This is a genomic window from Herbaspirillum sp. C7C8, from assembly GCF_022627875.1.
In the GTDB taxonomy this organism is placed as follows: domain Bacteria; phylum Pseudomonadota; class Gammaproteobacteria; order Burkholderiales; family Burkholderiaceae_D; genus Herbaspirillum.
On the sequence record NZ_JABXGG010000014.1, the window covers coordinates 23,385 to 45,098 of the forward strand.

Sequence of the window (21,714 nt, forward strand, 5' to 3'; positions counted from 1 at the left end):
TGCGTAACCCGGGTATGCCGGGACGCTTATCTGGTCCGGCCAAAGGCCATCATGCCGTGCAACGGCGCCCCGGCACTACGATGTACGTCAATCCACATGAAAAAAGGCGGCACGTCGGCCGCCCCTTTCCTGACCCGCACCGTCTGGCGGCGGTGCCTGATTACTTCAGGCCGGCGATGTAGTCGGCCACGGCCTTGATTTCCTTGTCCGACAGGCGATCGGCGATGGCGTTCATCTGGACGCTGTTGGACCGGGCACCGCCCCGGAAGTTGGTCAGCTGGGCCACCGTGTAGTCCTGGTGCTGGCCGGCCAGGCGCGGATACTGGGCCGGGATGCCGGCGCCGTTGGGGCTGTGGCAGCCGGCACAGGCCGGCACGTTCTTGGCGGCGATGCCGGCGCGCCAGATGTGCTTGCCCAGGTCGATGGTGTCCTTGTTCTTGGCCGCGCCCGGCTTGGGTGCCTGGGCTGCCAGGTAGGCGGCGATGTTGTGGATGTCTTCATCCGAGAGCGCCTTGGCCATCGGTGACATCACCGGATTGTTGCGCTCGGGCGTGCGGAAGTTCAGCAGCTGCTTGGCGATGTAGGCCTCGTGCTGGCCCGCCAGCTTGGGATTCTGGGTGATGGTCGAATTGCCGGCCGCGCCGTGGCAGGACACGCAGGCCACGATGTTGCGGGCATTGTCGCCATTGGTGTAGAGGGCTTCCCCCTTGGCCGGGTCGGCCTTGATCGGGGCTTTCTTGTCATCGGCCGCATGGGCCGCCGAGGACACTGCCAGCACGGCAGCAAGAACGGTATACAACAGTGGGGAAAAGGCACGGTTCATTCGTCACCCTAATACTTATTGTGGAATTGAGAGATTTTGCCCGTTCGGCGGCTGGCTGCCCCCTGCCCAAATGCCTGTTGTTTGACCTGTCTCCAACGGCCGCCATATTTTTTGCTTGCCTGGCGTCAACGAGGCGTTGGGTTTCGGGCCATTGTACAATAGCTTCTCCGCGTTTTTCCCTCCTCTTTCGGATTTCCCCCCACCATGTCGCAACTTTGGCAAGCCCGTTTCTTCACCACCGTCAATCACCTGCGGGACCTGCCCAAGACCAGTGTGCCGGAAATCGCCTTCGCCGGCCGTTCCAACGCCGGCAAGTCCAGCGCCATCAACGTGCTGTGCAACCAGAAGCGCCTGGCCTTTGCCTCCAAGACGCCGGGACGTACCCAGCACATCAACTATTTCTCGCTGGGCGGCGCCCATGTGGGCCAGCACCGCAATGACGAGGCGCGCCCCGACGAGATCCGCGCCATGCTGGTGGACTTGCCCGGTTACGGCTATGCAGAAGTGTCCGGCTCGGCCAAGCATCACTGGCAAGCCTTGTTGGGTGACTACGTGCGCCAGCGCGAACAGCTGGCGGCACTGGTGATGATCGTCGATTCGCGGCGCCCCTTCACCGATCTGGATATCCAGATGATCGAGTGGTTCGCCCCCACCGGCAAACCCATCCATTGCATCCTGAGCAAGGCCGACAAGCTCAACCGCAACGAATCCACCAATGCCCTGCGCCAGGCCCAGACCTACCTGAGCAGCTATGTGGATGAGAATGGCCAGCCCTTCCCCTTCACGGCCCAGTTGTTCTCGGCCTTGAAGCGCATCGGTCTCGAAGAAGCCAACGACAAGATCCTTGAACTGGCCGGTCTCAACGACGCCGCCACACCGGTGGACCAGGCCCAAGGTGAAGGAAAAGGCGGGACCCAGCCCGAAACCCCGCAAGCCTGATCGCCGACAAGGCAGAATCCCTGCAAACGGAGTACAACGCATGAATAAAAAAACCCCGGAGAACAGGGAAATTCTCCGGGGAAGAACGCTTTTCGCTTGCGCGATCAGCCCCGCTCAGGGAGGGAAGGGGAAGCGGGAGGTGAAAAAATCACCTGCAGCCAAGATAATGTAAGTCGCGGAAATTTGGGCGGATTTGCAATCAAAGGAATCAAATCTCCGAAGATAGCGATATTTGTCTCGAAATAATTCCAAGATCGCCTCAAATAACATCTAATTTTTGAAAGCTGACCTATGTCCTTGACCGATTTCAGTTCCAACGCCGGCTACCCTGCCCTGCGCATGCGTCGCATGCGCCGCGACGCCTTCTCGCGCGCCCTGATGGCCGAAAACGTCATCACCAGCGCCGACCTGATCTATCCAGTCTTTGTGCAGGAAGGCCAGAACCTGCGCACGCCCGTGGCCTCGCTGCCGGGCGTGGAGCGCCTGTCGCTGGATGCGCTGCTGCCGGTGGCCGAGGAATGCGTCAAGCTGGGCGTGCCGGTGCTGGCCTTGTTCCCGGTGATCGATCCGGCCCTGAAGACGCCTGACGGCATCGAAGCCACCAACCCCGACGGCCTGGTGCCGCGCGTGGTGCGCGCGCTCAAGGAGCGCTTCCCCGAACTGGGCGTGCTGTGCGACGTAGCGCTGGACCCCTACACCAGCCACGGCCAGGACGGTGTGCTCGACGAGAGCGGCTACATCCTCAACGATGAAACCATCGCGCTGCTGGTCAAGCAGGCGCAAACCCAGGCCGATGCCGGCGTGGACGTGGTGGCCCCCTCGGACATGATGGACGGCCGCATCGCCGCCATCCGCGCCATGCTGGAGGCCCAAGGCCACATCTACACCCGCATCATGGCCTACTCGGCCAAGTACGCCTCGGCCTTCTACGGCCCCTTCCGCGACGCCGTCGGCTCGGCCGCCAACCTGGGCAAGGGCAGCAAATCCACCTACCAGATGGATCCGGCCAACAGCGACGAAGCCCTGCGCGAAGTGGCGCTGGACCTGCAGGAAGGCGCCGACATGGTCATGGTCAAGCCCGGCATGCCCTACCTGGACATCGTGCGCCGCGTGAAGGATGAATTCCGCGTGCCCACCTTCGCCTACCAGGTCAGCGGCGAATACGCCATGATCAAGGCCGCCGCCCAGAACGGCTGGCTGGACCACGACAAGACCATGATGGAAGCGATGATGGCCTTCAAGCGCGCCGGCGCCGATGGCGTGCTGACCTACTTCGCGCTGGACATCGCACGCAAGCTCAAGCAAGGCTGATCCCTCTGCCACCCCAGGCCCGGCCGATGACCGACGATCCCGTACTCGCCCTGTTCACACAGCTGCGGCCACGCCTGTTCGGCGTGGCCTACCGCATGCTGGCCTCGCGCAGCGAGGCCGACGACGTCCTGCAGGACGCCTGGCTGCGCTGGCATGCCCAGGACAAGTCGGTCCTGAACTCGGCCGAAGCCTGGCTGGTCACGGTGGTCACGCGCCTGTGCATCGACCGCCTGCGCCAGCTGCAGCAGGAGCGCCAGCACTACGTCGGCCACTGGCTGCCGGAGCCGCTGGTGGGCCTGGCCGAACCGGCGCCGGAGATCGACCTGTTCGGCGCGGCCCGCCTGGCCCCCTCGCCGGAAGCCCTGCTGGAACAGCAAAGTGACGTTTCCTTCGCCTACCTGCTGCTGCTGGAGCGCCTCAAGCCCGAGGAACGCGCGGCTTTCCTGCTACGTGAAGTATTTGACAACGACTACCCCGACATCGCCGCCATCCTCCAGAAGTCCGAAGCCAGTTGCCGCCAGCTGGTGCATCGCGCCCGCGAGCGGCTGGCGCGACAGGAGGCCGATGGCATCACCCGCACCTCAGTACGCGCCGCTTCCAGCCCCGTCACGCGCGAAACCCACGCCCTGCTGCTGGAGAAATTCATGCAGGCCGTGCAAAGCGGCCAGCGCGAGGCCATGCTGGGCCTGCTGGCCGAGGATGCGCGCCTGATCGGCGACGGTGGCGGCAAGGTGGCCTCGTTCCCGCACCCGCTGGCCGGTGGCGAGCGCATCTCCTGGCTCTACTACGCCAACGTGCGGCGCTTCGCCCGGCGCATCGTCTATCGCGCGGCCTGGATCAACGGCAGCCCGGGCTTGCTGCGCTACGTCGATGGTGCGCTGGAATCAGCCCAAGTGCTGGAATCGGATGGCCTGCGCATCCACGCCATCTATGTGGTGCGCAACCCCGACAAGCTGGCCGCCATCGTCCAGCAGAACACGCCGCCCTGAGATTTTTCAGATTTCTTCATTTATTTTTGATCGAATCTGTCACAAGGGGCGAGCCCACTCCGTCTAGAAGGGGAACAGCGGCGATTGGCGTCGTTGTCACCTTTTCCCCGATGGAGAATCCTCATGTCCGACTTCAAGCAACGTCTGCCCCATGCCAAGCTCGCCGCACCCGCCTTCAATGGCCTGCTCAAGGCCAGCGAGGTGGTCCACCAGAGCGGTGTCGATCCCAAGCTGCTGGAACTGATATTCCTGCGCGTATCGCAACTGAACGGCTGCGCCTTCTGCGTGGACATGCACTCCCATGACCTGCTGCAGAAAGGCGAAGACCAGCAGCGCCTCAACACCCTGGCGGCCTGGCGCGAAATCCCCTTCTTCACCGACGCCGAGCGCGCCGCGCTGAACTGGGCCGAGCGCTTCACCCACCTGCACCAGCAGGACGCCGACAAGGAAGATGCCGCCTTCGCCCAACTGCAAGAGCATTTCAGCGATACCGAGATCGCCAACCTGACCTTCGCGGTCGCCATCATCAACGCCTGGAATCGCCTGGGTGTGGCCATGCGCCCGCAAGTGGCGCGTCGCACCTGAGCCATCGGCGCCCAGGCGAAAAAAAACGCACCCCGGTCACCCGGGATGCGTTGAACATGGTCCGATCCACATCAGACTTCTTGCTCAAAAACTGGCAGGCGGCGGCATCACGCGCGCCACCCGGCTTGATTTGATTACGTCGGTGCGCTCACTTCCACAGTGCGCATTTGGATTCGACCTTGGTCATGTAGGCTTGCTCGCCGGGGATGGTCTGCACCAGCTTGTAGTAATCCCAGGGACGCTTGGATTCGGAAGGTTTCTTCACTTCCATCAGGTACATGTCGTGCACCATGCGGCCGTCCGGACGCACCACGCCATTGCTGGTGAAGAAATCATCGATACGATGCTTGCGCAGGTAATCCATGACCTGATCGGCATCGGTACTGCCCACGGCCTTGACCGCCTTCAGGTACTGGCCCACGGCCGAAGCGTCGCCGGCCTGGAACATGGAGGGCATCTTCTTCATCTTCAGGAAATAACGATTGGCCCAGGCGCGGCTCCGGTCGTTCAGGTCCCAGTACCAGCCGTCGGTCAGGTACATCCCTTGGGTCAGCTGCAGGCCCAGCGAATGGGTATCGTTGATGAAGATCAGCAGCCCGGCCAGCTTCATGGTCTTGTTCACACCGAATTCATTGGCGGCCTTGATGGCATTGATGACGTCACCGCCGGCCACGGCCAGGCCCAGGATCTGGGCCTTGGACGACTGCGCCTGCAACAGGAAGGACGAGAAATCCGAGGTCGCCAGCGGCACCCGCGTCGCGCCCACGACGTTGCCGCCATTGCTCTTGACGACGTCGCTGGTGTCCTTTTCCAGCGAGGTGCCAAAGGCATAGTCCGCCGTCAGGAAATACCAGGACTTGCCGCCCTGGCGCGTGATGGCCGCGCCCGTGCCTCGCGCCAGAGCCGTGGTGTCGTAAGCGTACTGGATGGTGTAGGCATTGCATTCCTCGTTGGTCTGGCGCGTGGTGCCGGCTCCGACGGAGAGGAAGATCTTCTTCTTTTCGGCCGCCACCTTGCCCATGGCCAGGCTGGCCGCCGAATTCACGCCGCCCACCAGCATGTCCACGCCGTCGCGGTCAAACCATTCGCGGGCCTTGTTGGCGGCGATGTCGGCCTTGTTCTGGTGGTCGGCAAAGACCAGTTCCACCTTCTTGCCGTTGATGGTGCCGCCGGCATCGGCAATGGCCATGCGGATGGCTTCGACACCGCCCTGGCCGTCGAAGTCAGCATAGGTGCCAGACATGTCGGTGATGAAGCCGATCTTGATGGTATCGCCCGCCGCGTGAGCGGATGGCAGGGTGGCTGCGCCCAGCAGGGCACAGGCGGCCGACAGCGCGGCGCGCCGGATGAATGCGGTCATGGGGGTCTCCTCCTCTAGGGGTCTTGGAATGTCGTTCTTGTTGCGACCCCGCAATCGAGTGCGGGGAAGGTCTTGCGGGACCGGCAGTCCCTTGCCGGTCCGGTCTTGCGTACGGACAATCAGCCGACGGTAGCGCGCGTCTGTTCGCCATCGACCAGGCGCATCAGGCCCAGCGGGTTGGCGTTTTGCAGTGCGGCCGGCAGCATCGCGTCCGGGTAGTTCTGGTAGCACACCGGGCGCAGGAAGCGCTCGATGGCCAGCGTGCCCACCGAAGTGCCACGGGCGTCGGACGTGGCCGGATACGGGCCGCCGTGCACCATCGCATCGCACACCTCGACACCGGTCGGGAAGCCGTTCAAGAGCAGGCGGCCTGCCTTCTGTTCGAGGATGGCAATGAGGTCCTGGTTGCCTTGCAGGTCGCCGATTTCGGCTTGCAGCGTGGCGGTCAGCTGGCCGTTCATCTTGGCGGCGAAGTCCAGCAGTTGCTCACGGCTTTCCAGCTCGACGATCACGGTGGAGGGGCCGAAGACTTCTTCTTCCAGCGGCGCTTCCTTGGAGAACAGCAGCGCGGCATCAGCCTTGAACAGGTGCGGCACGGCCTGGGTGTAGCTGGTGCCGCCGGTGGCGATGACCTTCACGCCCGGCAGCTGGGTCAGGCGAGCGACGCCGCCGTTGTAGTGGGTCAGGCCGCCGCTGTTGAGCATGGTGGCCGGATTGCTGCCGCCGAAGGCTGCCGACAGCTTCTCGATGAAGGCAGTCAGTTCCGGCGACCGCACACCCAGGAGCAGGCCCGGGCTGGTGCACAGCTGGCCCACGCCGACCGTGACGGAGCCGGCCAGGTCCTTGGCGATGGCGTCACCGCGCACCTTGAGTGCTTCGGACATCAGGATGATGGGGTTGATGCTGGACATCTCGGCAAACACCGGGATCGGCTGCGGACGCGCTGCGGCCATGTCGCACAGGGCGCGGCCACCGCGCAGCGAGCCGGTAAAGCCCACGGCCTGGATGCCGGCGCTCTTGACCAGCTGGGCACCGACGCGATCACCGTAGATCATGTTGAAGGTGCCGGCCGGCATGCCGGTCTTCTTGACGGCGCGCTCGATGGCATTGGCCACCAGTTCGGAGGTGACCAGGTGGCCGCTGTGGGCCTTGAACACCACCGGGCAGCCGGCCGCCAGGGCGGCAGCGGTATCACCACCGGCCACCGAGAAGGCCAGCGGGAAGTTGCTGGCGCCGAACACGGCCACCGGGCCCACGCCGATCTTGTACTGGCGGATGTCCGGACGCGGCAGCGGCTGGCGTTGCGGCAAGGCGGTATCGATGCGGGCACCGTAGAAGTCGCCACGGCGCAGGACCTTGGCGAACAGGCGCATCTGACCGCTGGTGCGGGCGCGCTCACCGGCCAGGCGCGGGGTGGCCGGCAAGGCGGTTTCGCGGGCCACGCAGGCGAGGAAGTCCTCGCCCAGGGCGTCGATCTCGTCGGCGATGGCTTCCAGGAACAGCGCGCGCTGTTCGGCGGCAATGGCGCGGTACAGCGGATAGGCCTTCTCGGCCGCATCCACGGCGGCGGCGACTTCCTGCTCGGTGGCGGTCAGGAAGGGCGTCTCGAAGAGCGCGCCGGTGGTCGCGTCCACGCTGTGCAGGGCGACGTCGCCCTGGCCGCTGCGCTGGCCGCCAATGTAGTTGTGTCCTAGGATCTTGTCGCTCACGTTGTGCTCCTGCTGGTGTCGTTGATGCCGCCCGGGGTCGGGTCAGGCAAGAAAGCTGCGCCCGCGCGAGGCGGGGGCAGCTGAGGGGGAAATGCGCCGCAGGCCGAGAGTAGCCTGCCCGCGCTGTTCATTGTCGGCCATCACATGGATTGCTGCAGCATGTTCAGGTAATCCTGTTCCGAGGCTTCGCGCGGATTGGTTTTGTGGCTGTGGTCGGCCAGGGCACCCTTGATGATCTGAGGGAACAGGGATTCGCTCACGCCCAGTTCGCGCAGCCCTGCGGGCAAGCCCAGGCGACGGCTCATGTCACGGATTGCCGGGCCGATCTCGGCACCGCTGGCCAGGCCCATGGCGTGGGCCATGCGGGCCATCTTGTTGTCCTTGACCATGCTGGGCGCGCTTTCGTTGAAGGCGATGATGGCCGGCAGGAAGATCGCGTTCAGGGTGCCGTGGTGCAGCTTGGGATTGATGCCGCCCAGCGAGTGCGACAGGCTGTGTACGCAACCGAGTCCCTTCTGGAAGGCCATGGCGCCCTGCATGGAGGCGCTCATCATGTTCAGCCGCGCTTGGCGGTCACCCGGTTCACGGGTAGCGCGCTCGATGTGCGCCCAGGCTCGCCACAGGCCATCCAACGCGATGCCGTCGGCAGGCGGGTTGAAGGCCGGGGCCATGAAGGTCTCCAGGCAGTGCGCGATGGCATCCATACCGGTGGCCGCCGTCATCAGCGGCGGCAGACCCAACGTCAGTTCGGGGTCGCAGATGGCCAGCTTGGGCACCAGGTGCGGCGAGATGATGCCGACCTTGCGGCCATCGTCGAGGATCAGGATGGCGCCACGGCCGACTTCGCTGCCGGTGCCGGCGGTGGTCGGAATGGCGATCACCGGTGCGGTCTTGGCCGTAATGTTGGCCAGGCCGCCTTCGATGAGGGCAAAGGATTTCAGCGGGCCTTCGTGGGTGCCGCACACGGCCACGCCTTTGGCCAGGTCGATGGAGGAACCGCCGCCGACGGCCACGATGCCATCACAGCCATGCTCACGGAACAATGCCACGGCAGCGCGCACGGCACCCTCGTTGGGATTGGGCGGGGTCTGGTCGTAGACGACGGTGCCGGCACCCTCCTTCAACTGGCCCAGGACCTTGTCCAGCAGGCCGGCGTTGCGGATGCCCGGGTCGGTCACCAGCAGCGGCTTCTTGATGCCCAGGCGGTCGCATTCCTGCTGCAGCAGCGCCAGTGCGCCGTAGTCGAACTGGACCTGGGTAATGTAGTTGATGAGTGCCATTACATAGCCTTGATTTATAGATGTCTCCACCGGGGCCGCCATCGGCGGGCTTGCTCCGAAACCCTGCAGAAGCCGGTGCTTCCCAATGGGGTCCCGCTTTGGAAAGCCAGACTCTAAGCTATCGAGGGGCACTTGGCTAATGAGAGCTGTTGATATGGGTATAACCAGCGCTCATACTAGAGGCTTCTTTGGGGATCACTTCCATGCACAATACCTTGCCCTCGCTGGCCTCCATCACTTCGCGCCTGCACCTGCGGCAGTTGCGGCTGCTCATCGCGCTGTCCGACCATGGTTCCCTGCTCAAGGCGGCCGAGCAGGTAGCGCTGACCCAGCCGGGCGCCAGCAAGGCCTTGCAGGAAATCGAGAGCACGCTCGGTGCGCAATTGTTCACCCGCACCAATCGCGGACTGGAGGCCACCGAGCTGGGCCATTGCGTGATCCGCTATGCGCGGCTGATCCAGACCGACCTGACCCACCTGCGTGAAGAAATGTTATCCATCATGCAAGGCCACGGTGGACGGCTGGCGGTGGGTACCATCATGGGCGCGGTGCCGCTCTTGACGGATGCGCTCACGCAATTGCTGGAGGCGCATCCGACGCTGTCGGTGGAAATTGTCGAAGACACCAGTGCGCGGCTGCTGCGCCTGCTGGACCAGGGGCGGCTGGACCTGGCGATCTGCCGCACCAGCATCAGCCAGCGCCCGGACCTGTATGACGCCTTCAACATCCATGACGAAGAGCTGGCTGTGGTAGCCAGCGTGCAACATCCGCTGGCCGGGGCACAGAGCCTGCAACTGGCCGACCTGGCCGATTCGCGCTGGGTGGTCTATTCGGCCAACATGCCCATGCGCCTGACGCTGGAGCGCGAATTCCATGATGCCGACCTGCGCTTCCCGCTGCACCTGATGGAAACCACCTCGGCCTTCACGACCTTGTCGCTGCTGCAGAAGAATCCGCACTTCGTGGCGCTGCTGTCGGTGGATGTGGCGCAGTTCTGCACGCGCTTCGGCATGACGCGCATCCTGCCGCTGAAGCTGCATACGCGCAGCGAGCCCTATCAGTTGGTGACACGGCACGGGACGCTCCTGTCGCCGGTGGCGCGGTTGTTCGTGGATGGATTTGCGCGTGCGGTGGCGGGCTGACTAGGCCGAGTCAATCGAAGCGTCGAATCCATGCGAGGGTTTCTTCATTGTCGTCCAGACCCTGCGGGACGCGGAACAGACCTTCGCGGTACGCTTCGAACCGGATCGCTTTGGTATAGCGGGCCACCAACCTGTAGGCTTCCGGAACCTCATCACGCCAGGTGTCGCCGATCTGCGGAAAGGCTCCGGCCTGGATCACCACTCCGCCGGGGTAGTCGTGCACCTCGCACACCGGCTCCAGCGCCGCTCGCATCTTGTCGCGTCCTCCCAATTCTTCAACCAGCGCATCACATAGCACGGTCAGCCAGTTCACACATTTGATGCGGTAATGAACGTCTTGGGCCTCCAAGGCGAACCACCCTCCATCCTGGAAATCGAACCCCGGAAAGCGTTTGAACAGTTGTTGGGTGTACTCACTCTTTTGGTCGTTCTCGAATACGAAGGCACACCCTGCACTACCATGTACCGGCTGGCAAATAGCGCACCAGCGCAGGGTGGCAGCGAGCAGCACGTCGAAGTTTGTCTTGCCCTGGCCGTTACAGATTTGAAAATGAGCAGTTACACAGGAAAGCTCGCGTTGTTCTGCGCGGCGGACAAGTACATCGGCTCGGTACGGATTAACATTGTCAATCTTCACGCCAATGTCCACCATGCCCATGAGCGCCGCGCCGTAACCATTTAGCGGTGGAAGGTCAATATCGGATTGAATACGGCCGCGAGGGTCGCCAGAGAACTTGACTGCCCGTCTCGTGTCTCGGGCCAAAAAGCGGTTTACCTTGTCCGGAAAAGTCTTCCAATAATCCACCAAGAATTCCAGAGCACGCTGGCGTAGCACGGGCTGATCCGTCGGCACCATATAAAGCTCGGCCCCCAGGCCGAATTTGCAGGCGACGGCATCGGTGTTGTAGGGCAGAGGGAATGCAATCTTGTCGAAAATGCAGATACCGCCTTCTCGTTCTACAAGTTCGGTAATGGCTTGGTTGATGTCCATGTGAAGTTATTCCTGGTTAATAGTGCGGGATGGGGTCAAGGGATGGGGATGGCATTGCGAGGTGGGAAGAGCCGCGTAGCTTCGGAAATGATCAGCGCGAGCACCAATAGCCCTCCTGTCAACTGCACACCGGTGGTCGAGTGGATCACATCGCCAAACTTGTCGATGAGGCTTTTCTCCGGCTCGGACGCGGTGACCGGTACTGGATGCTGAGGGGGATTCTCGTCGTCGCAGTTACAGCGTTCATTAACTTCGAACTTCTCAAAGTTCTTTTTGCTACCTGTATGCCTTTCGGCAATACTGCGGTAGTCATCGGCCGCGTCGTCTGAGAGCGTATCTTTGCCAAACTTCACATCGAAGATCTTGATTACCTTGCCATCCGGTCCGATACGGGCGATGTCCAGACGGCGTGAATCGGCCCACGGGTATTGCGAGCTGGGCAGGCCCGGGTTGGACTTGCTGCCGATCATTTCCCAGTTGTTGCCGCGGTCGAAGGACACTTCACGCCACATGCGGGCATCGGACTTGGGATAACGACCGTTGCGGGCGTTGGCCGGCCCGCCGTAGTACTTGTCATCGATTTTCTTGCGCATGCATTCCTGGAACGTATGCCCCTTTGGCAACGGCTGCGGCCCGTCTTTTTTGTGGGTATTCCAGCATTCGCAGGCCAGCTCGCAAATCTCGTCGAAAAAATCCTGATCCGGCTTGGGCAAATCACGTTGTTTCAGCCCGGCCATGTTCACCGTGTTGCGGTGGTTCATGAACAGCTTGTCGGTGAGCCGACAGGCGGGCTTGCCCTCGAAGAATACGTCGAAGGAGTGGCTGATCCAGTCGGTCTCGGCCGAATGGGTGCCGGAGACCACGCCCCCCATCGACCCGGCTTCGTCGAACACACTCCTGGCGAATTGGCTACCATCCTTGGCAATGCTGTTGCCGCCGTCGGCGAACACGCTGACGGTTCCCTTTGTAAGGTCGCGCGAGTAGGCCTCGTTCTGATAGGGCACCGGGATGCCCTTGTCGGGCGTCTTGCACACATTGGGCAGCGTGTTGTGGCTGACCCCGCCACTGCCGCGATGGCACAGGCTCAGGCCGTTGACGTTGATGGTGATCGCCATGCGCGAATCTCCGGAAGGTTCTCCGCAGACAAGCCAGTACCCGTTCCTCCAGGTCGGGCCATTGGCGGTTGTGCAGACCAACCAGTTTGAGTTGCTGCGCCATGGACAGGCAGTCGATGGCCGATGTCAGCAGCGCAGAGTCCGGTGCCCACTGCAACGCAGCCACCCTCGCGGGCATCAAGTCAGGGATCGCAGTGCTCAGTGCGCTGACAGCGTCGAAGAGCTCCGCATCCTGCGTGGCCAGTGCATAGCAGGTCACCGCGAACAGCTCGGCGCTGCGCACCGGTTCGCCAAGGAGCTTGCGCAGGTGTTGCCGTGCGGGCTCTCCCAGGTGAACCAGCGCGGTCAATGACGCCTGCATGCGGTCGTCGTAAGCAACAAGATCGGCGAAGTCCAACGCCGGGTTGGCCAGGCGATCAGGCCGACGACGCCATCCGAAGGCCAACTGATCCGTATGGCGGTCAGTCAGTTTCTCAGCGGTCGTCGCCACCAAATCAGGGAGGGCTGCAGCTTGCTTGACGTTCAGCATTGGCTGCGAGCGCCATCGTTTTTGCCAGCGCCGACTCCCGCGTCAGCGTTTGCAGTCGTGTCGACTGCACAGCAAATGGACCTGCTTCCCATACCGTCTCCAAATTGGCGAAACGGAATACGTTATCAAGATCGTTTGCGCTCGATAAGGCTCAGGACAGCAGGCGGAGCCGAAGCGGTGAAAAGGTCCACGGCCCTCGAAAAACCTCCTAGAAATCGTTCTATCAAGTCTTCGCCAGAACGCTTGGCTATTGCACCTTCGGCCAGCTACGTACGATTCCTCTGCGCATAAAAAACCCCGTGTTCGCAAACACGGGGTTGTCATGCCTCATCGTAAAGCGCTCCCTCGGAAGCGCTTTCGGGCCGTACAGCGGAACAGGCTTATTTGTTCGGCTGCGGCGTAATGCGCAGGTACGGACGCGGCGACTTGTAGCCCTTGGGATACTTCTGCTTGATGACTTCCTCATCCTTGATCGACAACGGGATGATGACGTCGTCGCCATCCTTCCAGTTGCCCGGGGTGGCCACGGTATAACCGTCGGTCAGTTGCAGGGCATCGATGACGCGCAGCACTTCGTCGAAGTTGCGGCCGGTGCTCATCGGGTAGGTGATGATGAGGCGCACCTTCTTCTTCGGGTCGATGATGAAGAGCGACCGCACGGTCGCAGTTTCGGACTGGTTGGGGTGGATCATGTCGTACAGACCCGCCACCTTCTTGTCCACGTCGGCCACGATGGGGAAGCCGACCACGGTCTGCTGGGTTTCCTCGATGTCCTTGATCCACTGGTTGTGGGCCTCGGCACCATCCACCGACAGGGCGATGGCCTTGACGTTGCGCTTGTCGAATTCGGGCTTGAGCTTGGCGGTCAGGCCCAGCTCGGTGGTGCAGACCGGCGTGAAGTCGGCCGGGTGCGAGAACAGCACGACCCAGGAGTCTCCCGCCCAGTCGTGGAATTTGATCTTGCCGATCGAGGATTCTTGCTCGAAATCCGGTGCGGTATCGCCCAGGCGCAGCGTCATGATGGTCTCCTTGGTTGAACGAGTGAAAACGGGAAGGTTGACTATAACGCGAGGCCAGCCCGCGGCCAACGACTATAAAGTGGTTTTCAAATAACGTGATGCAATGAGCAATTACAGGTTCTGTAGCGTCGAAATGAACTTGTCTGCATCCTGATAACCGATCACACGACGCTGCGCCAGTTCCCGGCCATCGGCATCGAAGAACATGATGCCAGGCGGGCCGAACAGATCGAAACGTTTCAACATGGCGCGGTCATCGGCATTGTTGGCGGTCACGTCGATCTGCAGCAGCAGCATCTGGCCAAAACGTTCCTTCACGCGGGCATCGCTGAAGGTGAAGCGTTCCATTTCCTTGCAGGACACGCACCAATCGGCATAGAAATCCAGCATGACGGGACGACGCTCACCGGCAGCATTTTGCTGTAGTGCGGCATCGAGCTCGGCACCGGAACGGATGCGCACGAAGTCGGTAGCCCCTGCGGGGACCGACTGTCCACGCAGATGCGACAGCGGTGTCAGTGGATCGCGCCCACCCGTGGCGACACTGACCAGCTGCAACAAGCCCAGGGTGACCACCGCCAGCCCGAGCGCGCGGGACATCCATCCGGCCGGACGCGTCCACAGCAGGAAGGCGCCATAGCCGATGCCCAGCGCGGCCCAGCCTGCCACCTGCAGCCAGGCCGGGATGACCGGCGACACCATCCACAGCGCCGTGCCCAGCATCAACACGCCAAAGAAGCGCTTGACCGCATCCATCCAGGCCCCGGCACGCGGCAGCAGTGTGCCGGCCGAGGCGCCGATCAGCAGCAGCGGCACGCTCATGCCCGCCGCCATCGCAAACAGGGCGCTACCGCCCAGCACGACATTGCCGGTCTGGCTGATGTAGAGCAGCGCACCGGCCAGCGGGGCAGCTACGCACGGGCCGACGATCAATGCCGAGATCGCGCCCATCAGGAATACGCCCAGCCATTTGCCACTGCCGCCGCCAGAGGCTGTGGATAATCTGGATTGCAGCGAAGCGGGAACCTGCAGCGTGTAGAGATCGAACATTGACAAGGCCAGTCCGGCCATCAGGAGTGCGAAGGCACCCAGTACCCAGGGATTCTGCAGGTAGGCGGACAGGCCTTCTCCCAGCATCCCGGCCGCTACGCCCAAGGCGGTATAGACCAGCGCCATGCCGAGCGAGTAATCCACCGAAAGCAGGAAGCTGCGGCCCCGGCCGCCCCCCGTCGTCGACTGCTGCCCAACGATGATGGACGACAGAATCGGCAGCATCGGCAACACGCAGGGCGTAAAGGACAAGCCGATGCCCAACAAGAAGAATAGCGTGAGGACAGGCCACAGCTTGCCTGCCCTGAGCACGGCGGTGATGCGGTCAACATCACTGCCACCGGAGCCGACCGCTTCAGCGCCCGTACCGACCGGACTGACGCTCTGGCCGATGGCCTGGGGCGACAGGGACAGCTTCAAGGTCATCGGTGGATAACACAAGCCCTTGTCGGCACAACCTTGCGACACGGCCGAAATGACAAAATCCTTCACTGCACCGCTGACCGGAATACGTACGGTCACCGCCTGGTGGTAGGTTTCGACTTCCTTCTGGAAGTTTTCGTCATACTTGCGTTTACCCTCCGGAAACCGGGGTTCCCCCAGCGTGGCGCCCTCGGCGCTGAAGTGAAAGCGGTCCCGGTACATGTAGTAGCCATCGGCGATGCGATAACTCAGCTCCAGGGTCTGGGCATCGATCATGCGGCCGCTGAGCTGGAAGGCTTGTTCGGGCGGCAGGTAATCATCCGCCGCCCTGGCGGCCTTGGCCACCAGCAGGCCGAGCAGCGCCAGGAGCGCCAGCACGACCAGCAGGGGAAATCTTGTCAGGCGCTCGCGCCGGTTGATGCGATTCAACGGTAGTCCTCGTTCGAAAGGGGTGGTCTGTGCTTACACGCGCAGGGGCCGTGCGGTCTCATCCTGCATCCACGCCAGGTAGGCCGGCAGGCCCGCGGCGACAGGCAAGGCAATGATCTCCGGCACGTCGTAGGGGTGGGCCCGGACGATAGCCTGCTCCAGCTCTTGATAGCGCGCCTGGGTCGTCTTGATCAGCAAGGGGATCTCGGTATCGCGCTCAACCTTGCCCTGCCAGCGATAGACCGACCGTACCGGCGCCAGCACATTGACGCAGGCGGCCAGGCCCTGTTCTACCAGCGCATCGGCAATGCGTTCGGCCAGGGCCTGGTCGGGCACATTGGCCAGTACCAGCAGTGGTTGATTCAACAGGGATGCGGACATGGAAAGCTCTCCTTGCAGAGACCGTATTCAACCACATCCAGAGCCCGGGCGTGACGGCGCTCAGCAAGCGGATGAAAGAAAATGCAGGCGCGCAAAACAAAAAAGCCAGGCAGAGCCTGGCTTTTTCCTGGTGATGCAACGTCCGGTGAATTATTCAGCGGTCGGCGCGTCAGCAGCGTCGGTGACTTCCGGACGATCGACCAGCTCAACGAAGGCCATCGGTGCGTTGTCGCCTTGGCGGAAGCCCATCTTCAGGATGCGCAGGTAGCCGCCGTTACGGGCAGCGTAGCGCGGGCCCAGTTCGGAGAACAGCTTGCCGACGATTTCGCGGTCGCGCAGGCGGTTGAAAGCCAGGCGCTTGTTGGCCAGGGTGTCGGTCTTGCCCAGGGTCAGGATAGGCTCGACGACGCGGCGCAGTTCCTTGGCCTTCGGCAGGGTGGTCTTGATGGCTTCATGACGCAGCAGCGAAACAGTCATGTTGCGCAGCATGGCCAGACGGTGGGACGAAGTACGATTCAGTTTGCGGAGACCGTGACGGTGACGCATGGTAATTTCCTTTCAGGTTACAGTTTTGATCCAGTTCTTCTATCGGCAGGCCAGCTGGGCTGTCCGGACCGCGGACCGGTAAATATCGGATAAAAGTTCTTTGTTACGGATGTGACGACTACTTCAGGTACAGCCTCAAGTCAGCCTGGCGGTGCGGCTTGCACCGCAGCCCGCCAGGTGACGTGAATTACTTTTCCAGACCAGCCGGCGGCCAGTTTTCCAGCTTCATGCCCAGGGTCAGGCCACGCGAAGCCAGGACTTCCTTGATTTCGTTCAACGACTTGCGACCCAGGTTCGGGGTCTTCAGCAGTTCGTTCTCGCTGCGCTGGATCAGGTCGCCGATGTAGTAGATGTTCTCGGCCTTCAGGCAGTTTGCCGAACGGACGGTCAGTTCCAGGTCGTCGACCGGACGCAGCAGGATAGGATCGACCTGCGGTGCGCGCGACGGTGCTTCTGCAGTCGCTTCGGTGCCTTCCAGGGCGGCGAACACGTTCAGCTGATCAACCAGCACGCGCGCCGATTGGCGGATCGCTTCTTCCGGGGTGATGACGCCGTTGGTCTCGATGTTCATGACCAGCTTGTCCAGGTCGGTACGCTGTTCCACACGCGCGGATTCGACCGCGTAGGACACGCGACGCACCGGCGAGAACGACGCATCCAGGATGATGCGGCCGATGGTCTTGTTGGTGTCTTCGGACAGGCGACGCACGTTGCCCGGCACGTAGCCACGGCCCTTTTCGACCTTGATCTGCATGTCCAGCTTGCCGCCACCGGTCAGGTTGGCGATGACGTGATCCGGATTGATCAGTTCGACGTCGTGCGGCAGATCGATATCGGAAGCCAGGACGGCGCCTTCGCCTTCCTTCTTCAGGGTCAGGGTGACTTCGTCACGGTTGTGCAGCTTGAAGACCACGCCCTTCAGGTTCAGCAGAATGTCGACCACGTCTTCCTGCACGCCGTCCAGCGACGAATATTCGTGCACCACACCAGCGATGGTCACTTCGGTGGGAGCGTAACCGCTCATGGTCGACAGCAGCACGCGACGCAGCGCGTTGCCCAGGGTGTGACCGTAACCACGCTCGAACGGCTCCATCACGACCTTTGCGTGACCGGGGGCCAGGGTTTCCACTTCGATGATGCGGGGCTTCAACAAACTGTTTTGCATGAATTGTCCTTTTCAATACCCTCGGCTCGTTACACCGATAAGGCTGATGGCAGTTCGGAAAAATGCCCACCATGAGGTGGGCACAGGGGTACGGCGGTACTACGAATTAACGCGAGTACAGTTCGACGATCAGCGATTCGTTGACGTCGGCAGCGATTTCGCTACGGTCCGGCGAGGACTTGAAGGTGCCTTCCAGCTTCTTCGAATCCACGGAAACCCACTGCGGGAAACCGTTCGATTCGGCCAGCGACAGGGCTTCGGCGATACGCACTTGCTTCTTGGCCTTTTCACGGATGGCGATGACGTCGCCAGCCTTGACGGAGTAGGAAGCGATGTTGACGACTTGACCGTTCACGGTCAGGGCCTTGTGGGACACCAGCTGACGCGCTTCAGCGCGGGTCGAGCCGAAGCCCATGCGGTAGACGACGTTGTCCAGGCGCGATTCCAGCAGCTTCAGCAGGGTTTCGCCGGTGTTGCCCTTGCGGCGGTCGGCTTCAGCGAAGTAGCGGCGGAACTGACGCTCGAGGACGCCGTACATGCGCTTGACCTTCTGCTTTTCACGCAGCTGGTTGCCGTAGTCGGAGGTGCGGGCGCCCGAAGTGCGGCCGTGCTGACCCGGCTTGGAATCCAGCTTGCACTTGGAATCCAGCGAGCGGCGTGCGCTCTTCAGGAACAGGTCGGTGCCTTCGCGGCGGGAGAGTTTTGCTTTCGGTCCGATATAACGTGCCACGGTATTTCCTTTATCAATGACGTCCCATGTTGCCGGACGCTAGTCTGACCTGCATGCGGCCAGACAGTGGTCTTAAGAACAAAACCCGCCAAGGTGATTGGCGGGTGATTTGCCTGCGCTTTTGCCTGACTGACAGGCGAAAGCGCAAGATTATACTACAACTTAGATGCGACGGCGCTTCGGCGGACGGCAGCCGTTGTGCGGGACCGGAGTCACGTCCTGGATCTGGGTGATCTTGATGCCCAGGTTGTTCAGAGCGCGCACTGCGGATTCACGGCCCGGGCCGGGGCCCTTGATACGCACTTCCAGGTTCTTGATGCCGCATTCGATGGCAACCTTGCCGGCGCTTTCAGCGGCGACCTGGGCTGCGAACGGAGTCGACTTGCGCGAACCCTTGAAGCCAGCACCACCCGAAGTTGCCCACGACAGAGCGTTGCCCTGACGGTCGGTGATCGTGATGATGGTGTTGTTGAACGAAGCGTGAACGTGCGCGATGCCTTCAGCAACGTTCTTCTTGACTTTCTTACGAACACGCGATGCTGCTGCGTTGTTGGGGGACTTTGCCATAATTTCTTCCTTGAATCCGACCAGTGCTTGCGCCTGCCGGGATTATTTCTTCAGCGATTGAGCGGCCTTGCGCGGACCCTTGCGAGTACGGGCGTTGGTGCGGGTGCGTTGACCACGAACCGGCAGGCCACGACGGTGACGCAGACCGCGGTAGCAACCCAGGTCCATCAAACGCTTGATGTTCATGGACAACTCACGGCGCAGATCGCCTTCCACGACGAACTTGGCGATTTCGTCACGCAGCTTTTCCAGCTCGTTATCGTCCAGGTCCTTGACCTTCTTGTTGGTCGGAACGCCGGTAGCAGCGCAAATGTCTTGTGCGCGCGGACGGCCAATACCATAGATGGCGGTCAGGCCGATCACGGTGTGCTGATGGTTGGGGATGTTGACCCCTGCAATACGTGCCATTCGTTATTCCTCGATCAATAACGTTAAGTTAACCCTGGCGCTGCTTATGGCGGGGTTCGGTGCAGATCACGCGAACGACGCCATTGCGCTTGATGATTTTGCAGTTGCGGCAGATCCGCTTGACTGATGCGAGCACTTTCATTGTGGCCCTCTTTCTTTCAATGTTTCACTGTTACTTGGTTCGGAACACGATACGTGCCCGGCTCAAATCGTAAGGCGTCAGTTCCACCGTTACCTTATCGCCGGGCAAGATACGGATGTAATTCATGCGCATCTTGCCGGAAATATGGCCGAGTACAACGTGACCGTTTTCCAACTTAACCCTGAATGTCGCGTTGGGCAGATTTTCAAGAATCTCGCCCTGCATCTGAATAACGTCGTCTTTTGCCATTCCGTGTCTTCTTCCTCTGGAGCATGAGCCCGCTTATCGCGGTGTCATGCCACCCTTGAAATTAGCTTTGCGGAGCAACGATTCATACTGCTGAGACATCACATAGTTCTGCACTTGGGCCATGAAATCCATCGTCACGACCACAATGATCAGCAGCGATGTGCCACCGAAGTAGAACGGAACCTTCCAGCGTGCGATCAGGAACTCTGGCAGCAGGCACACCAGGGTGATGTACACGGCGCCGGCCAGGGTCAGGCGCATCAAGATCTTGTCGATATAACGCGCGGTCTGGTCACCCGGACGGATACCCGGAACAAACGCACCACTCTTCTTCAGGTTGTCTGCCGTTTCCTTGCTGTTGAACACCAGTGCGGTGTAGAAGAAGCAGAAGAAGACGATAGCTACCGCATACAGCAACGCATGGATCGGTTCGCCTGGTGCCATCGATGCCGCCAGATCCTTCAGGAAACGAATGAAGGGGTTCGACGTATCACCGGAGGTGAACCAGCTGGTGATCGTGGCCGGGAACAGAATGATCGACGATGCAAAGATCGGCGGAATCACACCAGCCATGTTCAGCTTCAGCGGCAAGTGGCTGCTCTGGCCACCGTAGATCTTGTTGCCGACCTGACGCTTCGCATAATTCACCAGGATCTTGCGCTGACCACGTTCGATGAAGACCACCAGGAACGTTACCAGCGCCACGATCGCACAGATCAGGATTGCCGAGAGGGCATTCATCGAACCGGTACGAACCAGCTCGAACAGGCCACCCAGAGCATTCGGCAGACCCGCCGCAATACCGGCGAAGATGATGATCGAGATGCCATTGCCCAGACCACGCTCAGTGATCTGTTCACCCAGCCACATCAGGAACATCGTACCGGTAATCAAGGTCACCACCGTGGTCAGACGGAAGGCCAGACCCGGATCCAGCACCAGGCCGGCTTGCGATTCCAGCGCCACCGCAATGCCCAGCGCCTGGAAGGTCGCCAGCACCAGGGTGCCGTAACGGGTGTACTGCGTGATCTTGCGACGACCGGCTTCACCCTCTTTCTTCAATGCTTCCAGCTGCGGCGAAACCACCGACAGCAGCTGCATGATGATCGATGCCGAGATATACGGCATGATCCCCAGTGCGAAGATCGTAAAGCGCGACAGGGCACCACCGGAGAACATGTTGAACATGCCCAGAATGCCGCCCTGATTCTGCTTGAACAGCTGCGCCAACTGCGTCGGATCAATACCCGGAACCGGGATATGTGCACCGATGCGATAAACGATCAACGCCCCCAGCAGGAACCACAAACGACCCCAGGGGAATCCTTTTGCGGCGCCTTTTGCTAATTGAGGAGTAGTTGCCAATTAATGCTCCGGGACCGGATCACTCAGCGATGGAACCACCGGCAGCTTCAATAGCGGCCTTGGCACCAGCGGTTGCGATCAGACCCTTGACGGTTACCTTCTTGGTCAGTTCGCCAGCCTTGATGATACGTACGACACGAGCCAGTTCCGACACGAGGCCGGCTTGCTTCAGTGCCAGCACGTCGATCTCGGCGACGGGCAGCTTTTCCAGGTCGGACAGGCGCACTTCAGCCTTGTAAGGCATAGCCAGCGACTTGAAACCGCGCTTGGGCAGACGACGTTGCAGGGGCATCTGGCCGCCTTCAAAGCCGACCTTGTGGAAACCGCCCGAACGCGACTTCTGACCCTTGTGGCCGCGACCAGCGGTCTTGCCCAGGCCAGAGCCGATACCACGACCGACGCGACGCTTAGCGTGCTTGGCGCCGTCTGCGGGTTGGATAGTGTTTAATTGCATGATTCGCTCCGTT

The 21,714-nt window shown here is 61.5% G+C and carries 23 protein-coding genes; 5 read left to right on the forward strand and 18 right to left on the reverse strand.

The genetic code is table 11. The annotated features are described in order from the left end of the window. Window positions 1-160 precede the first annotated feature (160 nt). Window positions 161-823: a c-type cytochrome gene (locus tag HWE01_RS16295; RefSeq protein WP_008334189.1), complete on the reverse strand. Its 663-nt coding sequence runs from the start codon at window positions 821-823 to the stop codon at window positions 161-163. A 204-nt stretch (window positions 824-1,027) separates the two neighbouring features. Here HWE01_RS16295 and yihA point away from each other — a divergent pair, with 204 nt between their 5' ends. The 4 genes from yihA to HWE01_RS16315 all read left to right on the forward strand — a co-directional run bounded on the left by yihA (window position 1,028) and on the right by HWE01_RS16315 (window position 4,647). Then, window positions 1,028-1,762: a ribosome biogenesis GTP-binding protein YihA/YsxC gene (yihA, locus tag HWE01_RS16300; protein WP_008334188.1), complete on the forward strand. Its 735-nt coding sequence runs from the start codon at window positions 1,028-1,030 to the stop codon at window positions 1,760-1,762. A 291-nt stretch (window positions 1,763-2,053) separates the two neighbouring features. Then, complete coding sequence (gene hemB, locus HWE01_RS16305; protein ID WP_241822347.1) at window positions 2,054-3,073, forward strand: porphobilinogen synthase; 1,020 nt, start codon at window positions 2,054-2,056, stop codon at window positions 3,071-3,073. 26 nt (window positions 3,074-3,099) lie between these two features. Then, entirely contained in the window at window positions 3,100-4,062 is a 963-nt protein-coding gene (sigJ, locus tag HWE01_RS16310; protein ID WP_241822348.1) for an RNA polymerase sigma factor SigJ, read from the forward strand. 123 nt (window positions 4,063-4,185) lie between these two features. Continuing rightward, window positions 4,186-4,647, forward strand: coding sequence for a carboxymuconolactone decarboxylase family protein (locus HWE01_RS16315; protein ID WP_008334185.1), 462 nt, complete (start codon window positions 4,186-4,188; stop codon window positions 4,645-4,647). 148 nt (window positions 4,648-4,795) lie between these two features. Here HWE01_RS16315 and HWE01_RS16320 read toward each other — a convergent pair whose 3' ends face one another. The 3 genes from HWE01_RS16320 to gbd all read right to left on the reverse strand — a co-directional run bounded on the left by HWE01_RS16320 (window position 4,796) and on the right by gbd (window position 8,996). Further along, the gene (locus HWE01_RS16320; protein WP_241822349.1) at window positions 4,796-6,007 is read right to left on the reverse strand and encodes an ABC transporter substrate-binding protein; all 1,212 of its coding nucleotides are present in this window, start codon (window positions 6,005-6,007) and stop codon (window positions 4,796-4,798) included. 119 nt (window positions 6,008-6,126) lie between these two features. After that, window positions 6,127-7,716 carry an aldehyde dehydrogenase (NADP(+)) gene (locus HWE01_RS16325; protein ID WP_008334183.1) on the reverse strand — a complete coding sequence of 530 codons (1,590 nt, stop codon included), beginning with the start codon at window positions 7,714-7,716 and terminating at the stop codon, window positions 6,127-6,129. 140 nt (window positions 7,717-7,856) lie between these two features. After that, on the reverse strand, window positions 7,857-8,996 hold the full coding sequence (gene gbd, locus HWE01_RS16330; protein WP_008334182.1) for a 4-hydroxybutyrate dehydrogenase: 1,140 nt from the start codon (window positions 8,994-8,996) through the stop codon (window positions 7,857-7,859). Window positions 8,997-9,199: 203 nt separating this feature from the next. Between gbd and HWE01_RS16335 the strand changes: the two genes are divergently transcribed. Next, window positions 9,200-10,138 carry a LysR substrate-binding domain-containing protein gene (locus HWE01_RS16335; RefSeq protein ID WP_241822350.1) on the forward strand — a complete coding sequence of 313 codons (939 nt, stop codon included), beginning with the start codon at window positions 9,200-9,202 and terminating at the stop codon, window positions 10,136-10,138. A gap of 10 nt (window positions 10,139-10,148) precedes the next feature. Here HWE01_RS16335 and HWE01_RS16340 read toward each other — a convergent pair whose 3' ends face one another. From HWE01_RS16340 to rplO, 14 genes are all read right to left on the reverse strand, one after another. Further along, a complete protein-coding gene (locus HWE01_RS16340; RefSeq protein ID WP_241822351.1) occupies window positions 10,149-11,129 on the reverse strand; it encodes a type VI immunity family protein in 981 nt (326 codons plus the stop codon). Between the two features lie 35 nt (window positions 11,130-11,164). Then, window positions 11,165-12,244: a DUF4150 domain-containing protein gene (locus HWE01_RS16345; protein WP_241822352.1), complete on the reverse strand. Its 1,080-nt coding sequence runs from the start codon at window positions 12,242-12,244 to the stop codon at window positions 11,165-11,167. Between the two features lie 909 nt (window positions 12,245-13,153). Then, a complete protein-coding gene (locus HWE01_RS16350; protein ID WP_008334172.1) occupies window positions 13,154-13,792 on the reverse strand; it encodes a peroxiredoxin in 639 nt (212 codons plus the stop codon). 111 nt (window positions 13,793-13,903) lie between these two features. Further along, a complete protein-coding gene (gene dsbD / locus HWE01_RS16355; protein WP_241822353.1) occupies window positions 13,904-15,694 on the reverse strand; it encodes a protein-disulfide reductase DsbD in 1,791 nt (596 codons plus the stop codon). Between the two features lie 33 nt (window positions 15,695-15,727). Then, window positions 15,728-16,075, reverse strand: a complete 348-nt coding sequence (cutA, locus tag HWE01_RS16360) for a divalent-cation tolerance protein CutA (RefSeq protein WP_241822354.1) — start codon at window positions 16,073-16,075, stop codon at window positions 15,728-15,730. Window positions 16,076-16,225: 150 nt separating this feature from the next. Next, window positions 16,226-16,621, reverse strand: a complete 396-nt coding sequence (gene rplQ, locus HWE01_RS16365; RefSeq protein ID WP_008334167.1) for a 50S ribosomal protein L17 — start codon at window positions 16,619-16,621, stop codon at window positions 16,226-16,228. A 187-nt stretch (window positions 16,622-16,808) separates the two neighbouring features. Then, the gene (locus HWE01_RS16370; RefSeq protein ID WP_006464909.1) at window positions 16,809-17,786 is read right to left on the reverse strand and encodes a DNA-directed RNA polymerase subunit alpha; all 978 of its coding nucleotides are present in this window, start codon (window positions 17,784-17,786) and stop codon (window positions 16,809-16,811) included. Window positions 17,787-17,892: 106 nt separating this feature from the next. Continuing rightward, window positions 17,893-18,516: a 30S ribosomal protein S4 gene (rpsD, locus tag HWE01_RS16375; RefSeq protein ID WP_008334157.1), complete on the reverse strand. Its 624-nt coding sequence runs from the start codon at window positions 18,514-18,516 to the stop codon at window positions 17,893-17,895. Between the two features lie 162 nt (window positions 18,517-18,678). Continuing rightward, complete coding sequence (gene rpsK, locus HWE01_RS16380) at window positions 18,679-19,083, reverse strand: 30S ribosomal protein S11 (RefSeq protein ID WP_006464911.1); 405 nt, start codon at window positions 19,081-19,083, stop codon at window positions 18,679-18,681. A 42-nt stretch (window positions 19,084-19,125) separates the two neighbouring features. Beyond that, the gene (rpsM, locus tag HWE01_RS16385) at window positions 19,126-19,491 is read right to left on the reverse strand and encodes a 30S ribosomal protein S13 (protein ID WP_006464912.1); all 366 of its coding nucleotides are present in this window, start codon (window positions 19,489-19,491) and stop codon (window positions 19,126-19,128) included. A 28-nt stretch (window positions 19,492-19,519) separates the two neighbouring features. Next, entirely contained in the window at window positions 19,520-19,633 is a 114-nt protein-coding gene (gene rpmJ, locus HWE01_RS16390; RefSeq protein ID WP_006464913.1) for a 50S ribosomal protein L36, read from the reverse strand. A 30-nt stretch (window positions 19,634-19,663) separates the two neighbouring features. Next, on the reverse strand, window positions 19,664-19,882 hold the full coding sequence (infA, locus tag HWE01_RS16395; protein WP_005663428.1) for a translation initiation factor IF-1: 219 nt from the start codon (window positions 19,880-19,882) through the stop codon (window positions 19,664-19,666). A 33-nt stretch (window positions 19,883-19,915) separates the two neighbouring features. Then, window positions 19,916-21,247 (reverse strand): preprotein translocase subunit SecY, encoded by a 1,332-nt coding sequence (secY, locus tag HWE01_RS16400; RefSeq protein WP_034351560.1) that lies wholly within the window; start codon window positions 21,245-21,247, stop codon window positions 19,916-19,918. A 19-nt stretch (window positions 21,248-21,266) separates the two neighbouring features. Beyond that, the gene (rplO, locus tag HWE01_RS16405; protein WP_241822355.1) at window positions 21,267-21,701 is read right to left on the reverse strand and encodes a 50S ribosomal protein L15; all 435 of its coding nucleotides are present in this window, start codon (window positions 21,699-21,701) and stop codon (window positions 21,267-21,269) included. Window positions 21,702-21,714 lie beyond the last annotated feature (13 nt).